Here is a 14,531-nt window from a genome sequence, read left to right on the forward strand (position 1 = left end):
GAGGTCAGCGACGCCTTCTCGACGAGGGTGAGGTCGTTGGGTTCACGGAGGTTCATGTGTCGGCCCCTGGGTTCGGGATGGATGCGGGGGAGGGCCGGGCGGCGCGTCGTCGGAAGGGGCGGGGCCGCCCGGTCCGGACCTACACCTGCTTGAGCGCCCAGAAGTGGTTGCCGTTGTCGCCCGCGAGGACCTGCTGGTCCAGGACGGACAGCGCGCCGGTGGTCATGTTGAGCGCCCGCCGGCTGTACTTGTTGACGATGACGTACGTCCTGTCCGCCACGTGTTGCAGCTGCCACTTCTGCCTGCTGGAGGTGGCGGAGCAGGTGGACTGGACGATCTGGGTCCCGGCCGCGGTGCTCGTCGCCTTCAGGTCCAGGCACTTCCCGCTGTTGGCGTTGACCAGCTGCCAGTCCGGGGAGGTGGACGAGTTGGGGTTGCGCAGTGTCCACCGCTGGCTCTTCGCACCGGAATGCGCCTTGTGCGTCACCGGCGCGCCGGACGTCAGTGCCCCGTTGAGGACCTCGGCGTTCTCCCGGTTCCCGACGCCCGTCAGGTAGTAGGTCGAACCGTTCCCCGGACCGACGGAGTTGAGGATCCGGTTGAACTTCCAGCGCTGGTCGGTCGCGCCGGTGTAGGGGCGCTGCTCCAGCGGGGCCGGATACGCGCCCGTGACCGTCAAGGCCAGCCCGGACAGCCAGTTGACGATGGCGTAGCTGCCGTCCGTCTGGGGCAGGTACGCCCACCGCATGCCGTCGGTGCCCTTGCAGTTGTACTGCAGGGCCTGCGTCCCCGAGGCGGTTCCGCTGTAGGCGCTGTCGGCGCACATCCGGCTGTTCATGTTGACGAGCTGGAGGCCGGTCTTGTATCCCATCAGCCAGCTCTGGCTCAGGGCGTTGGTGCGGGCACGCTGGCTGAGCTTGGTCAGCCCGGCGGTGGAGCCGCCGATCGGCTCGATGGCTCCCCCGGTCGACACGCTGGTGATCGCGTAGGTGAGGCCGACCGTGGGGTGGGCGACGGCGTCGCCGGTGTCCCCCTTGACGAAGAACTCGTTGTCGGCGATGTTCCAGTGGGTGTCGAGGTAGCTGCCGGCCGCCGGGCTGACGTTGAAGTAGTCGTCGCGGTTGCAGTCGGGCAGCCGGTAGTCGTTCCACTTCAGGCAGGCCCAGGACGGGGTCCCGCCGTAACACATGAGGTCGAACTGGTCCGAGCAGTGCGAGCCGTAGAAGTGCGGGGCGCTCTCCTGCACCGCGCCGAACGTGTGGCCCAGCTCATGGGCGATGGCGTTGGCCCCGAAGCAGTTGGGGACCGCGTCGACCCGCGCGTAGGTGAGACGGTTGTTGTAGTTTTCGGCGCCGGGCCGGTCGTCGGCGTACCTCTGGCCCAGTCCGCAGACGACGGTCGCCTCGGTGAGCATGAGGTATTTGCGGTCCGCGCGGTTGTGGCCCAGTGCCTGCACCGCGGCGACGCCGCTGCCGAAGGTGGCCAGCGCCTCGGCGGGCACGACGACCTCACGGACCGCGACCTGACATCCTCCGGAGACCGCCTCCGTGACGTAGCGGATGTGCCGGCTCTTGCCGGCCGCCGCGGCGGCGTCGTTGAAGGAGTCGTCGGCGTTGGAGAGCCACGCCTGGAACATGGGCAGCAGCCTGCTGTAGCGGTCGGGCATGCTCGGCTCGCGGACGTACAGCACCTCGACGCGCTTGCCGCTCACCCCGTCGCCCTCACAGAACACCCGGGCGGGCGCCGCCTCCACCGCGGCCTCGGCCTGGGCCGCCGTGAGCCGGGCCGTATCACCCTGCGGTCCGGTCCGCGCGCCGAGCCGCGCGCCGGGGAACACGTCGTGATCGTCGACGCAGCTCACCGGCTCGGGTGATGCCGTCGTGCGGGCACCCGGTTGGGACGATGCCGTCGGGCGGGCAGTCGGCTCGGGTGACGCCGTCGTACGGCTACTCGGCTGGGGTGACGCCGTCGGGCGGGCAGTCGGCTCGGGTGGCGCCGCCGGGCGGGCACACGGGGCGGCCGGTGCCGCCTCCGCGGGGGAGGCGTCCAGCCCCCCGGAGACGAGGCTCGCGGCGGCGAGGACTCCCGCCACGGCTAAGAGGGTGGTCTGTCTGGCAAACACGTGAGGGGCTCCCCGATTGCGAATTTCGCGCGCCTTGGCGGCAGCGCTGATCAACATAACCGCCGACTTCGGCATGATCAATCCGAATGGTCCGGCCCTCCCCCGTGCCGCGGAGAGCTGACCTGAGCCCGTCCGCGGGCCACAAGAGGCAGCTCAGGGCTGTGATCGGCGTGGTCCGCGCGCGGTGGACCGGGGCGCGCCCGGTGTGGCGGGGATCCGGCGGCCGCGGCCCTGCCGGCGATCACTCGCGGCCACCGGCCGCGGCGGGATCCGCGTGACAGGGCCCGGGCCGGGATGCGCAGAAGTTATCCGCGCACACCTTGACGTCGCTCGGTGTCAGATGAATTGATTGATCCACTGACAACGTTGTCATCTTGCTCGGGGGAATCTGTGAAACCTCGACCCCGAAGGGACGGGAAGCTATGCGACGACGGTGGATGGCGGCCGTCGCGGTCACCGTGGCGGGCCTACTTACCCTGACCGCCTGCGGTGACGGCGGCGGCGCCGCGCAGAGCCCGCAGGCCGACGGCAAGAAGAAGGTTGAGGTCTTCTCCTGGTGGACCGGACCGGGTGAGGCCGACGGCCTGAAGGCCATGAAGGAGATATTCGAGAAGCAGAACCCCGGCCTGACGTTCTTCGACGCGGCCGTGGCGGGCGGCTCCGGTGACAAGGCGCGTGCCCTGCTGGCCACCAAGTTGCAGGCCGACACCCCGCCGGACACCTTCCAGGGCCACGCGGGCGCCGAGTTGCAGGGCTACATCAAGGCCGGTGACCTGGAGCCGGTCAACTCCCTCTACGACGAGCTCAAGCTGAAGGACGTCTTCCCGCAGCAGTTGATCGACCAGATCAGCGTGCAGGGCCAGATCTACTCGGTCCCGGTGAACATCCACCGCTCCAACGTGATGTGGTTCAACCCCGCCGTGCTCAAGGAGGCGGGCGTCACCGAGGTGCCCGCGACGATCGAGACGTTCGTCGCCGCCCTGGAGAAGGTCAAGAAGACGGGCAAGGTCCCGCTCTCGATCGGCTCGGAGTGGACGATGGTGCACCTGCTGGAGAGCGTGCTGCTCGGCTCGCTCGGCACCGACGCCTACAACAAGCTCTGGACCGCGGGCTCCGACTGGTCGGGTCCGGCGATGACCAAGGCCCTGAACGACTTCAAGACGATCCTGTCCTACGCCGGGGACCCGGCCGACGACTGGCAGCCCGCGGCCAAGCAGGTGGCCGACGGCCAGGCCGCCTTCACCATCATGGGCGACTGGGCCTACGGCTACTTCCACAACCCGCCGGACGGCGGCCTGGGCAAGAAGTCCAAGACCGACTTCGACTGGGCGCCCTCGCCCGGCACCGGCGGCACCTTCATGTGGCTGTCGGACAGCTTCACCCTGCCCAAGGGCGCCCCGAACCGCGACGGGGCGTTGGCGTGGCTGAAGGTGGCCGCGAGCAAGGAGGGCCAGGACGCCTTCAACCCCAAGAAGGGCTCCATCCCGGCCCGTAAGGACGCCGACACCTCCCTCTACACCGACTACCTCGCCGACGCCCTGAAGGACTGGGGGAGCAACAAGCTCGCCGGGTCCATCCAGCACGGCGTCGTCGTCAACGACGCCTGGCGGGTCGCGATCAACGAGGCGGTCGGTCTCTTCCACACCGACAAGGACGTGGCCGCGCTCCAGGCCTCGCTGGCCGAGGCCGCCAAGAACTCGGGTCAGTGATGTCCGGTACGGCCCGCGGCGACGCGGGCCGTACCCCGTGGAAGGGGTGTCAGTGACACGGGTGCGCAGGTGGCTGCCGGGGTTGCTGCTGGTCACGCCGTCGATCATCGCCATCGCGGTCTTCGTGTACGGCATGCTCGGCTGGAACTTCCGGCTGGCCATGACCGACAGGCACGACGAGATCTCCGAGGGGAGTTTCGTCGGCCTGGAGAACTTCGTCACGCTCTGGGATCAGAAGCGCTGGGGCATCTCGGTCAACCACGCCGTCGTCTTCACCGTGGTGTTCGTGTTCGGGGCGCTGGCGCTGGGCTGGCTGCTGGCCTTCCTCATGGAGAAGGGGATCAAGGGGGAGGGGACCTTCCGGGCGGTCTACCTGTTCCCGATGGCGATCTCGTTCGTGGCGACCGGGGTGGTCTGGCGCTGGCTGATGAACTCCGGTCAGGACGAGCGGGCGGTCGGGCTGAACCGGCTGTTCGACAGCCTGGGCCTGGACTTCCTACAGTGGGAGTGGTTCCGGAACCCGGACTGGGGGATGGCGGCCATGGCCATCCCCGCGATATGGCAAATGTCGGGATATGTCATGGCGTTGTTCCTGGCGGGCTTCCGGGGCGTCCCCGAAGACCTCCGGGAGGCGGCCCGGGTCGACGGCTGCACCGAATGGCAGGTCTACCGGCACATCGTGCTGCCGCTGCTCCGCCCGGTGACGCTGTCCGCGCTGATCATCCTCGGGCACATCTCGCTCAAGGTCTTCGACCTGATCGTCGCGGTGTCCGGCAAGCAGATCATCACCGACGTCCCCGCCGTGTTCATGTGGGTGGCGGTCTTCGACTCCCACGACCCGGCCAAGGGCGCCACCATCGCCGCCTACATCGTGCTCGCGGTGAGTGTGTTCGTCATCCCCTATCTGGTCTGGACCCTTCGCAAGGAGAGGCGGCCATGACGGCCACGGAGACGCGGACCCCTCCGGTGCGGGCGCACGGGCCGGGCGGCCGGGCCGGGCGGCGGGCGGGCTGGGCGCGCGGCGTCCGGCTGGCGCTGCTGGCCGCCTTCCTGGTGATCTTCCTGATCCCGGTCTACGTGCTGCTGGTCACCAGCTTCAAGCCGCTGACCGAGGCCGACCCCAGCCGGGCCTGGGCGCTGCCCGAGGTGTGGACAGCGCAGCCGTGGCGGGTGGCCTGGGACAAGCTCGCCCCGGGCATCTGGAACAGCGTGCTGCTGGCCGTACCCGGTGCGCTGATCTCGGCGGTCCTGGGCTCCATGAACGGCTACGTGCTGTCGAAGTGGCGCTTCCCCGGCGCCGACGTGCTGTTCACGCTGTTCCTGTTCGGCATGTTCATCCCCTACCAGGGGGTCATGATCCCGCTGGTCCAGCTCCTGGTGAAGCTCAACGAGATCACCCAGTCCGTCACCGGGGCGTCGGGGGTCTTCTACGGCGCGATACCGGGGCTGCTCCTGGCGCACGTGGTCTACGGCATCCCGATCTGCACGCTGATCTTCCGTAACTACTACGTCACCATCCCGGACGAGCTGATCGAGGCCTCCCGGGTGGACGGCGCGGGGATGCTGCGGACCTACTGGTCGGTGGTGCTGCCGGTCTCCGGGCCGGCCTTCGCGGTGGTGATCATCTGGCAGTTCACCTCGATGTGGAACGACTTCCTGTTCGCCGTCTTCCTCACCGGCCCGCAGAGCTGGCCCACCACGGTCATGCTCAACAACATCGCCGGCGCCCAGACCGTCCCCTACAGCCAGCAGATGGCCGCGGCCCTGCTCGCCTCCATCCCCACGATGATCGTCTACGTCCTGCTCGGCCGGTTCTTCATGCGCGGTCTCATGGCCGGGGCGCTGAAGGGGTGACTCACGGCCGGAGCACCTCAGGATGGACCAGGGAGTCGCCCAGCGCGGTGCGGTGGTAGAGGACGCCCCGGCCGGTGCGGCTCCCGGCGACCAGGCCCGCCCTGCGCAGCGCGGCCAGGTGGCCTCCGACGGTGCCCAGGCTCAGGCCGAGCAGGGTGACGAGCTGGGTGGTGGTCGCCGGGCCGGCCAGCTCCAGGAGCACGCGGGCCCGGGTCCGGCCGATCAGCCCGGCCAGCCCGTCGGGCGCCCGGTGCGGGATACCCGCGCCCCGGGCCGGATAGCTGATCGCGTACGGCCACGCGTGCTCGAGGTAGGAGCCCACTCCGCAGTCGAAGGGGGAGGGCACGAGGAGCAGGCCGCGTCCGTCGAGCCGGTGGGTCGCGTCCGGGCTCCGCGCGTCGACCTCGATGACCCCGTCCGGGCGCCACCGTACCCGGGGGCTGAGGTCGGCCAGCGCCGCCGCCCAGCCGTAGGCGGCCAGCCGGCCCGCCCGCTGGACCACGTCCCGCTCCAGGATCGCGTGGAAACGTGGCCACGAGGGGGCGACGATCTCGTCCCAGACGGCCTGGAGCGCGGCGGCGAACAGTTCCACGACGTCCGGTGAGAACAGCACGTCCATGACCGCGTCCGGGGGACGCGCCATGCCCTCCAGGTTCCGGGCGATCTCGCCGTGCGCCTGGGCGGCCGGGGTCGCCCGCACGGCCGCGAGCTCGGCGGCGAAGGGGGTGCTCACCCCGGCCGGCGGCGGCGCGGGGAAGTCGGCGTTGTAGAGCCGGTCCCGGTACAGCGTCACCAGGGCGCCCAGGCCGGCCTGCCTGGCCAGCAGGCCCTCGTACGGCCCGCGCATCCGGTCCACCCACGCCCGCCACACCGGGTCGTCCTTCTTGCCGGACAGCAGCCAGAGCGCCTGCTTGGTGACCATGAGAGGGGAGATGGCGAACCTGCTCGCCATGACGTCCTGCGGGCTGACCTCGATCAGGTAGACCATCCAGCGACCTTTCGGAGATATCCGAAAGCTTAGTCAGCCGTCCCGGCCCGCCCGAACATGGTCCGCATGACCCCCACACAAGAGCGCGGCGCGACCTACACGGAGGTTTTCGCGGGCCGGGAGTTCCGGGTGCTGTTCGGGAGCTTCGCGCTCCTGGTGGCCGGGGACCAGATCAAGATGCTGGCCCTGTCGGCCCTGGTCTACACACGGACCGGGTCGCCCGGGCTGTCGGCCGCGACGTACATGCTGGGCTTCCTGCCCTACATCGTCGGCGGGACGTTCCTGCTCTCGCTGGCCGACCGGCTCCGGCCGCGCGAGCTGATGATCGCCGGTGAGCTGGTCCGGGTGGTGACCTGCCTGCTGCTGGCCTTCGCCGGGCTGCCCGTCTGGGCGATGCTGGCCCTGGTCCTCCTGACCGGGCTGTTCTCGCCGGTCTTCGCCGCCGCCCGCAGCGCCCTCCTGCCCGACCTGCTGCCGGGTGACGCGTTCGTGCTGGCCAGGTCGGTGCTGTCCATGACGGCCGCCGGGGCGCAGATCGGCGGGCTCGCGGTGGGCGGCGGCATCCTCGCCGCCGCCGGCCCGGACGGGGCGCTGGCCGGCACCGCCGTGCTGTCGGCCGTGGCCGCGGTGGTGCTCCGGGCCGGGCTGCCCGGCCTGCCGGCCCGGGGCGCGGTGGGCGGCGGCGCCGTACGGGAGACCCTGCGGGTCAACCGGTCCCTGCTGGCCGACGCCAGGGTGCGCGGGCTGCTGCTCGCCCACTGGCTGCCGGTGTCGTTCGTGACGGGCGCCGAGGCGATGCTCGTGCCCTACCTGGGCGGCACGGCCGGGATCGCGCTCGCCGCCGCGTCCGCGGGGCTGGCGGCCGGGAACCTCGCCGTCGGCCGGTTCGCCGCGCCGTCGGCGCGGGAGCGGCTGGCGCTGCCCCTGGCGGTGCTCGCCGGGGTGCCGCTGCTCGGCTTCGCCCTCCAACCGGGCCTCGCGGGGGCCGTCCTGATCGCCGTGCTCGCCACGGCGGGCAGCGGCGCCTACCAGCTCGGGCTGCAGCGGAGGTTCCTGGAGGCGGTGCCCGAGCGGGTCCGGGGACAGGCCTTCGGGCTGGTGTCGGCGGGCGCGATGACCGGCCAGGCGCTGGGCGCCGCGCTGGTGGGCGCCGCCGCCGAGCTGGCGGCCCCGCACCTGGCGATCGCCGCCGCGGGCCTGGCGGTCATCGGGTGCTCCCTCGCCCTCCACCGCTCCCTGCGGCCGTCCCCGGTGCCGGGCTAGGGGCGCAGCTCTCCGGAGCCGCGGGGGATGAGCCGGGTGGGCAGCTCGATCCGGGCGGCTGGGCCCGGCTCCCCTGTGATGCGGCGGAAGAGCAGCTCGGCCGCGGTCCGGCCGAGCTTGGCCGGGTCCTGGGCGACCACGGTCACTCCGGGCACCAGCAGGTCGGCGAGCTCGAAGTCGTCGAAGCCGACCATGGCGAGCCGGTGCCCGGTGCGCAGCGTGGCCACGGTGATCCGGCCGTTGCCGGTGAACACCGCGGTGGGCGGGTCGTCGCCGGAGAGCATCCGGGCCAGCGCGGGCCCGGCCTGCTCCGGGGGGCCCGTCGCCACCAGCGACCCGTCGAACGACAGGCCCGCGTCGGCGAGGGCGCGGCGGTAGCCGCGCAGGCGCTCGGCGGCGGTGAAGATGGACGAGCTGTCGCCGAGGAAGGCGACCCGGTGGTGGCCGTGCCGGATCAGGTGGGTGACCCCGGTGTGCGTCCCGCCGTTGTTGTCGCAGGTCACCGTGTCCACCTCCAGCCCGCCCGGCCGGTCGGCGAAGACGGCGGCGATGCCCGCGTCGAGCTCGGGCCTCAGGTAGTCGTGGTCGTCCCCGGCCGGCACGATGATCAGGCCGTCCACCCGGCGGGAGCAGAAGGTGAGGACGAGCTCCCGCTCGCGCGTCGGCTCCTCCCCCGAGGAGCCGCTGAGCACCAGTGAGCCGTACCGGAGCGCCACGTCCTCGACCGCGCGGCTGATCCCGGAGTAGAACGGGTCGGCCACGTCCTCGATCACCAGGCCGATGCTCGCGGTCCGGCCCCGGCGCAGCACCCGGGCGCTCTCGTTGCGCCGGTAGCCGAGCCGTTCGATGGCCGACAGGACCCGCTCGGCGGTGGCGGGGTTGACCCCCGGCTCCTCGTTGACGACCCGGGAGACGGTCTTGAGCGCCACCCCGGCCGCCGCCGCGACATCTTTCATGGTGGGACGTCCACGGACACTGTCTGCCACGGCCCGATCATCGCCCAAGTCCAGCCGGTTGACAACGTTGTCATCCAGCCCGGCTGCTCACCGGGAGAGCATGCCGCCCCGCACGCCCGTCGCGCGCAGGTCGGACTCCACCCTCGCGGCGGTGGCCAGCAGCGGCGGCAGCAGGTCGCGCTGGAGGGACTCGACGGTCGTCCGGCTCGCGTGGGAGGAGATGTTCATCGCGGCGACCACCCGGCCGGAGCGCTCCCGGACCGGCACGGCGACCGAGCGCAGCCCCTCCTCCAGCTCCTGGTCGACCACCGCCCACCCCCGCGCGCGGACGCCGTCCAGCTCGGCCCGGAGGGCGGCGGGCTCGGTGACGGTCCGGGGGGTGAACCCGCGCAGCCCGGCGCGGCCGAGACAGGCGTCGAGCTCCTCCGGGGGGAGCGCGGCCAGCAGCACCCGGCCCATCGAGGTGCAGTGGGCCGGGAAGCGGGTGCCGATGGCGATGGTCACCCGCATGATCCGGGTGGTGGCCACCCGGGCCACGTAGACGATGTCCTCGCCGTCGAGCACGGCCACGGACGCCGACTCGTGCACCTCGGCGACGAGCCGCTCCAGGTGCGGCTCGGCGACCTCGGGCAGGGAGAGACCGGACAGGTAGGCGTAGCCGAGCTCCAGCACGCGGGGGGAGAGCGCGAACAGCCGCCCGTCGGTCCGGACGTAGCCGAGGTCGACGAGCGTCAGCAGGAACCGCCGGGCCGCCGCCCGGGTCAGACCGGTGGCGCGGGCGACCTCGCTGAGCGTCAGCTCGGGGGTGGCCGCGCCGAACGCCCGGATCACCGACAGCCCCCGGGCCAGCGACTGCACGTGGTCGGGGCCGCGGTCGACCGGTCCGTCCACGTCTCGGTCAACCGGTCCGTCCATCCCCGTCCTCCTCGTTCCGCTCGAACTCTAGTGCCGCCTGCGCCACCGCGAACGCGCGGTTGGCCGCGGGCACGCCCGCGTAGACCGCGGTGTGCAGCAGCACCTCCTTGATCTCCTCCTCGGTGAGCCCGACGCGGAGCGCCGCCCGCACGTGCATGGCCAGCTCCCGCTCGTGCCCGAGCGCGGTCAGCAGGGCGAGGGTGAGGCAGCTCCGGGTGCGCCGGTCCAGGCCGGGACGGGTCCAGATCTCCCCCCAGGCGTATTTGGTGATGAGCTCCTGGAAGTCCGCGGTGAACGGCGTGGCGCCCGCGGCGGCGCGGTCCACGTGCTCGTCGCCCAGTACGGCCCGGCGCGTCGCGTCTCCGGCGCTCCACATGTCCATCCGTCAGCTCCTTGTCGTGTCGCCGCGGGCCGTCCCCGCGGGAGGCGGCCACCTGTCACCCCGAGGGGCCGTGCGGGCCGCGACCACCCGGTCACTCCGGGGGGTCGAAGTGGGCCGCGACCACCCGGTCGACGAAGACCCCGGCGGAGCCGAGATAGCCCGCCGGGTCCAGGGCGGCCTCCAGCTCCTGCGCCGTCAGAGCCAGGCCGGGCCCGGCCAGCAGCGCCTCGCGCAGCGACAGGCCCTCGGCGGCCGCCCGGGCGCAGGCGGCGTCCACCAGCCCGCGCGCCTCAGGGGTGCCGCCGAGCCGGGCGACGACGTGCTCGGCCATCGGCAGCCCCCGCGCCGCGCCGAGGTTGGCCCGCATCCGCGCCGGGTCGACGGTCAGGCCCTCCAGCACCTCGCCGAGCCAGGACGCGGCGCTGCCGGTGAGCCGGAGCAGCTCGCCGAGCGTCTCCCACTCGGCCTGCCAGGGGCCGGCGGCGCGCTCGTGCTCCTGGACCATGCCCGCGAGCACCGAGGCCACCAGGCCGGGGACGCGCTGGACGCAGGCGAGCACCGACACCGCGCCCACCGGGTTGCGCTTGTGCGGCATGGCGCTGGAGCCGCCCCGGCCGGGGGCCGACGGCTCGGCGGCCTCTCCCACCTCGGTCTGGGCCAGCAGCTTCACATCGGTGGCGATCTTGCCGAGCGTCCCGGCGGCCGTGCCGAGGGCGCAGGCCAGCCGGGCGACCGGGGCGCGGTCGGTGTGCCAGGGCAGGACCGGCTCGGCCAGGCCCAGCCCGGCCGCCAGGCGCGGCAGCACCTCGTGGCCCCGGCCGCCGAGGGCGGACAGGGTGCCCGCCGCCCCGCCGTACTGGACCGGCAGCGGCAGCTCCGCCAGCTCCGCCCGCGACCGGTCCAGCGCGCTCAGCCAGCCCGCGGCCTTGAGCCCGAAGGTGATCGGCACCGCCTGCTGCAGGACCGTGCGCCCGGCCATCACGGTGTCGCGGTGCCCGGCCGCCAGGCGCGCGCACGCGTCGGCGCAGGCGGACAGGTCGGCCAGGAGCGGCGCGAGGGCGCGGCAGGCGACCAGCATCGCGGCCGTGTCGTTGATGTCCTGGCTGGTCGCGCCGTAGTGCACGTATCGCCGCAGCTCGGGCTTGACCCGCTCGCGCAGGGCGGCGACCAGGGGGATGACCGGGTTGCCCGCCGGCGCGGCCCGGCCGCCCAGCTCGGCGAGGTCGAACAGCTCCGGCCGGCAGGCCGCCTCCAGCGCCTCGACCGCCTCGTCCGGGATCAGGCCGATCCCCGCCTGGGCGGTGGCCAGCGCGGCCTCGACGTCCAGCATCGCCGCCAGCCACGCCGCGTCCGACACCTCTGGCGCGGCACCGCCCCTGGCGAACATCCCCGCGAACAGTCCGTCGCGCGCCGACAAGGTCATGCTCACCTCCAGTAATGATGATGTCGACAGATTGTCACGTATATGGGTGAGCGTCGCGGTGAACGTCAAACACCTTCCAGAACGACGGCCAGCCCCTGGCCCACCCCGACGCAGATGGCGGCCAGGCCGTAGCCGCCGCCGCGACGGTGCAGCTCGTGGGCGAGGGTGCCCAGGATGCGGGCGCCCGAGGAGCCGAGCGGATGGCCGAGGGCGATCGCACCGCCGTTGACGTTGACGATCTCCGGGTCGAGGTCCGGCCACTCGGCCAGGCAGGCCAGGGACTGGGCGGCGAAGGCCTCGTTGAGCTCGACGGCGCGCAGATCGGACCAGGTGACACCCGCGCGGCCGAGCGCCGTGCGGGCGGCCTCCACCGGTCCGATGCCGAACAGGTGCGGCTCCACGCCGACCGCCGCCCGCGCCGCGATCCGCGCCAGCGGCGTACGGCCGGCCCGCCCGGCCCCCGCCTCGTCGCCGATGAGCAGGGCGGCGGCGCCGTCGTTGAGGGGGGAGGCGTTGCCGGCGGTGACGGTGCCGCCGGGGCGGAAGACCGGCTTGAGCCGGGCGAGCGCCTCCGGTGTCGCGTCGGCCCTGACGCACTCGTCACGGTCGAGGGCGTCGAGCGGGGCCACCTCGCCGCCGAAGACGCCGCGCTCCCAGGCCGCCGCCGCGCGCCGGTGGCTGCGGAGGGCGAAGGCGTCCTGGGCCTCGCGGGTGATCCGGTAGCGGTCGGCGAGGATCTCCGCGCCCTCGCCCAGGGCGACCGTCCACTCGGCCGGCATCAGGGGGTTGACCATGCGCCAGCCGAGGGCCGTGTCGTGCAGGGTCTGCGGCCCCCGGTCGAAGCCGCGCGGCGGTTTGGGCATCACCCATGGCGCCCGGCTCATCGACTCCGACCCGCCGGCGATCACCAGGGAGGCGTCGCCCACGGCCACGGCGCGGGAGGCGGCGACGGCCGCCTCCAGTCCGGACCCGCACAGCCGGTTCACGGTCGTGCCCGGCACCGTGACCGGGAGCCCGGCGAGCAGGACGGCCATCCGCGCGACGTCGCGGTTGTCCTCGCCCGCGCCGTTGGCCGCGCCGAAGAACACGTCGTCGACGGCCGCCGGATCGAGGCCGGGGGAGCGGGCGGCCAGCGCGCGGACCACGTGCGCCGCCAGGTCGTCGGGGCGGACGCCCGACAGCGCGCCGCCGTGGCGGCCGATGGGCGTGCGGACCGCGTCGAGGACGAAGACGTCGTTCATGGCCGGGTCCTCCCGCTGTCGCCGGTGAGGTGGCGCAGGACGCCGAGCTCCTCGGGGGTGGGGGGAGCCGTCTCGCGCAGCTCGGCGGCCGTCGCGAGGTCCCAGCCGGTGGCCGCGCGGGCCTGGTCGAGGGTGACGCCGGGATGCAGGTGGGTGACGACCAGCTCGCTGCTCGCCGGGTCGGGTTCCAGGATCGCCAGGTCGGTGATCACGGTGCGGGGGCCGCCGCCGCGCAGGCCGAGGCGCTCCCGGTCGCCCGGACCGGAGCCGAAGCCGACGGAGGTGACGAAGTCCACGCGGTCGACGAACGCGCGGCGGCTCTGCCGTACGATCACGGTCACCTCGCGGCAGGAGGCGGCGATCTCGGGGGCCCCGCCCGCGCCGGGGAGACGGACCTCCGGATCGGCGTAGGGGCCGATCACGGTCGTGTTGATGTTGGCGAACCGGTCGATCTGGGCGGCGCCCAGGAAACCGACGTCGATGCGGCCCGGCTGGAGCCAGTAGTTGAAGATCTCCGGAACGCTCACGACGGCGTCGGCGGTGTCGGCCAGCACGCCGTCCCCGATGGACAGGGGCGGCAGGTCCGGCCTGGCGCCGATGGTCCCCGACTCGTAGACGAGCACGAGGCCGGGGGTGTGGGTACGGCGGGCGAGGTTGGCGGCGGTGCTGGGCAGGCCGATGCCCACGAAGCACGACTGGCCCTCGCGCAGCCGCCTGGCCGCCGCCACGGTCATCATCTCGTCGGCGGTGTAGGCCGCGGTCATCGGCCGGCCTCCGGGCCGGGGCCGGGGGCATGCCCCGCGGACCGGGCTCCTCGCGGGGGGACGGGTACGGCGCTCATCGGCGGGCCTCCGCTCCGGGGGTGAGGACGTGTCGGGCCATCCAGGCGGTGAAGGTCTCGCGGTCGCGGCTGATCCCGTCCCAGGCGCGGTAGAAGTCGTTGTCCCGGGTGGAGTAGCCGGCGCTGTAGGAGGGGTGGGAGCCGCCGGGGGCCTCGGACACGTGGGTGATCGCCCAGCCGGGCAGCACGATCGCGCCGGGCCGTGGCTCCAGCTCCTCGACCACCTCCTCCACGGTGACCAGGGAGCGCCGCGCCGCCAGGACGGCCTCCTTCTGCACCCCGGTGATCCCCCACAGCTGCACGTTGCCCCGCCGGTCGGCGCGCTGGGCGTGCACCACGGCGACGTCGGGGTTGAGCGCGGGGACGGCGGTGAGCTCCTCGCCGGTGAACGGGCAGGTGATCGGCCGGACGCGGGCGGTGTGGGCGGGCAGGCCGGTGCCCCGGTAGCCGCGCAGCACCGCGAAGGGCAGTCCGGAGGCCCCGGCGACGTAGGCGTTGGCGATGCCCGCGTGGCTGTGCTCCTCGATCTCCAGCGGCGCGGGCCAGCGGTTCTGCACCGCGTCGCGGAAGCGGTGCAGCGACCCCACCCCGGGGTTGCCGCCCCAGGAGAAGACCAGCCGCCGGGCGCAGCCCATCCCGATCATCTGGTCGTAGATCAGGTCGGGGGTCATCCGGATCAGCGTGAGGTCGCGGCGGCCCTGTCGGATGATCTCGTGTCCGGCCGCGTAGGGGATCAGGTGGGTGAAGCCCTCCAGCGCCACGCTGTCACCGTCGTGCACGAGATCCGCCACCGCGTCGGCGAGCGGAACCACCGTGGCCATCTCGCCCCCTCGTAGG

General features: G+C 73.0%; 13 protein-coding genes. 4 read left to right on the forward strand and 9 right to left on the reverse strand.

Going from position 1 to position 14,531, the window contains the following annotated elements; all coding sequences use genetic code 11:
- Positions 1-139: 139 nt before the first annotated feature.
- Positions 140-1,861 carry an RICIN domain-containing protein gene (locus ACWDS7_RS22755; RefSeq protein ID WP_451930892.1) on the reverse strand — a complete coding sequence of 574 codons (1,722 nt, stop codon included), beginning with the start codon at positions 1,859-1,861 and terminating at the stop codon, positions 140-142.
- A 683-nt stretch (positions 1,862-2,544) separates the two neighbouring features.
- On the opposite strand from ACWDS7_RS22755, the gene ACWDS7_RS22760 reads away from it, so the two are divergent.
- From ACWDS7_RS22760 to ACWDS7_RS22770, 3 genes are read left to right on the forward strand one after another with little or no spacing between them, the layout of a single operon-like run.
- The gene (locus ACWDS7_RS22760; protein ID WP_306865263.1) at positions 2,545-3,831 is read left to right on the forward strand and encodes an ABC transporter substrate-binding protein; all 1,287 of its coding nucleotides are present in this window, start codon (positions 2,545-2,547) and stop codon (positions 3,829-3,831) included.
- A 52-nt stretch (positions 3,832-3,883) separates the two neighbouring features.
- Entirely contained in the window at positions 3,884-4,771 is an 888-nt protein-coding gene (locus ACWDS7_RS22765; RefSeq protein WP_306865264.1) for a carbohydrate ABC transporter permease, read from the forward strand.
- Positions 4,768-5,685 (forward strand): carbohydrate ABC transporter permease, encoded by a 918-nt coding sequence (locus ACWDS7_RS22770; RefSeq protein WP_451930893.1) that lies wholly within the window; start codon positions 4,768-4,770, stop codon positions 5,683-5,685. The genes ACWDS7_RS22765 and ACWDS7_RS22770 overlap by 4 nt, the downstream gene beginning before the upstream one ends.
- A 1-nt stretch (position 5,686) precedes the next feature.
- On the opposite strand, the gene ACWDS7_RS22775 is transcribed toward ACWDS7_RS22770, so the two are convergent.
- Positions 5,687-6,673, reverse strand: a complete 987-nt coding sequence (locus ACWDS7_RS22775) for an ArsR/SmtB family transcription factor (protein WP_451930894.1) — start codon at positions 6,671-6,673, stop codon at positions 5,687-5,689.
- 66 nt (positions 6,674-6,739) lie between these two features.
- On the opposite strand from ACWDS7_RS22775, the gene ACWDS7_RS22780 reads away from it, so the two are divergent.
- Positions 6,740-7,936 (forward strand): MFS transporter, encoded by a 1,197-nt coding sequence (locus ACWDS7_RS22780; RefSeq protein WP_451930895.1) that lies wholly within the window; start codon positions 6,740-6,742, stop codon positions 7,934-7,936.
- On the opposite strand, the gene ACWDS7_RS22785 is transcribed toward ACWDS7_RS22780, so the two are convergent.
- The 7 genes from ACWDS7_RS22785 to ACWDS7_RS22815 all read right to left on the reverse strand — a co-directional run bounded on the left by ACWDS7_RS22785 (position 7,933) and on the right by ACWDS7_RS22815 (position 14,515).
- Positions 7,933-8,892, reverse strand: a complete 960-nt coding sequence (locus tag ACWDS7_RS22785; protein WP_451930896.1) for a LacI family DNA-binding transcriptional regulator — start codon at positions 8,890-8,892, stop codon at positions 7,933-7,935. The genes ACWDS7_RS22780 and ACWDS7_RS22785 overlap by 4 nt on opposite strands.
- 87 nt (positions 8,893-8,979) lie before the next feature.
- On the reverse strand, positions 8,980-9,807 hold the full coding sequence (locus ACWDS7_RS22790) for an IclR family transcriptional regulator (RefSeq protein WP_451930897.1): 828 nt from the start codon (positions 9,805-9,807) through the stop codon (positions 8,980-8,982).
- On the reverse strand, positions 9,791-10,189 hold the full coding sequence (pcaC, locus tag ACWDS7_RS22795; protein WP_451930898.1) for a 4-carboxymuconolactone decarboxylase: 399 nt from the start codon (positions 10,187-10,189) through the stop codon (positions 9,791-9,793). The genes ACWDS7_RS22790 and pcaC overlap by 17 nt, the downstream gene beginning before the upstream one ends.
- Positions 10,190-10,280: 91 nt before the next feature.
- Positions 10,281-11,612 carry a 3-carboxy-cis,cis-muconate cycloisomerase gene (pcaB, locus tag ACWDS7_RS22800; RefSeq protein ID WP_451930913.1) on the reverse strand — a complete coding sequence of 444 codons (1,332 nt, stop codon included), beginning with the start codon at positions 11,610-11,612 and terminating at the stop codon, positions 10,281-10,283.
- A 65-nt stretch (positions 11,613-11,677) separates the two neighbouring features.
- A complete protein-coding gene (locus ACWDS7_RS22805; RefSeq protein WP_451930899.1) occupies positions 11,678-12,853 on the reverse strand; it encodes a thiolase family protein in 1,176 nt (391 codons plus the stop codon).
- Positions 12,850-13,617 (reverse strand): CoA-transferase subunit beta, encoded by a 768-nt coding sequence (locus ACWDS7_RS22810; protein WP_451930900.1) that lies wholly within the window; start codon positions 13,615-13,617, stop codon positions 12,850-12,852. Before ACWDS7_RS22810 ends, ACWDS7_RS22805 begins: the two co-directional genes overlap by 4 nt.
- Positions 13,618-13,690: 73 nt before the next feature.
- A complete protein-coding gene (locus ACWDS7_RS22815) occupies positions 13,691-14,515 on the reverse strand; it encodes a CoA transferase subunit A (RefSeq protein WP_451930901.1) in 825 nt (274 codons plus the stop codon).
- Positions 14,516-14,531: the final 16 nt, after the last annotated feature.

The organism is Streptosporangium sp. NPDC003464, from assembly GCF_053588315.1.

What these genes read in the sequence shown, in the direction of transcription:
- ACWDS7_RS22790 (WP_451930897.1), bottom strand. Translation starts at nt 9,807, where the DNA reads ATGGACGGACCGGTTGACCGAGACGTGGACGGACCGGTCGACCGCGGC.
- ACWDS7_RS22770 (WP_451930893.1), top strand. Translation starts at nt 4,768, where the DNA reads ATGACGGCCACGGAGACGCGGACCCCTCCGGTGCGGGCGCACGGGCCG.
- ACWDS7_RS22805 (WP_451930899.1), bottom strand. Translation starts at nt 12,853, where the DNA reads ATGAACGACGTCTTCGTCCTCGACGCGGTCCGCACGCCCATCGGCCGC.
- ACWDS7_RS22760 (WP_306865263.1), top strand. Translation starts at nt 2,545, where the DNA reads ATGCGACGACGGTGGATGGCGGCCGTCGCGGTCACCGTGGCGGGCCTA.
- ACWDS7_RS22815 (WP_451930901.1), bottom strand. Translation starts at nt 14,515, where the DNA reads ATGGCCACGGTGGTTCCGCTCGCCGACGCGGTGGCGGATCTCGTGCAC.
- pcaB (WP_451930913.1), bottom strand. Translation starts at nt 11,612, where the DNA reads ATGACCTTGTCGGCGCGCGACGGACTGTTCGCGGGGATGTTCGCCAGG.
- ACWDS7_RS22785 (WP_451930896.1), bottom strand. Translation starts at nt 8,892, where the DNA reads ATGAAAGATGTCGCGGCGGCGGCCGGGGTGGCGCTCAAGACCGTCTCC.
- pcaC (WP_451930898.1), bottom strand. Translation starts at nt 10,189, where the DNA reads ATGGACATGTGGAGCGCCGGAGACGCGACGCGCCGGGCCGTACTGGGC.
- ACWDS7_RS22780 (WP_451930895.1), top strand. Translation starts at nt 6,740, where the DNA reads ATGACCCCCACACAAGAGCGCGGCGCGACCTACACGGAGGTTTTCGCG.
- ACWDS7_RS22775 (WP_451930894.1), bottom strand. Translation starts at nt 6,673, where the DNA reads ATGGTCTACCTGATCGAGGTCAGCCCGCAGGACGTCATGGCGAGCAGG.
- ACWDS7_RS22810 (WP_451930900.1), bottom strand. Translation starts at nt 13,617, where the DNA reads ATGACCGCGGCCTACACCGCCGACGAGATGATGACCGTGGCGGCGGCC.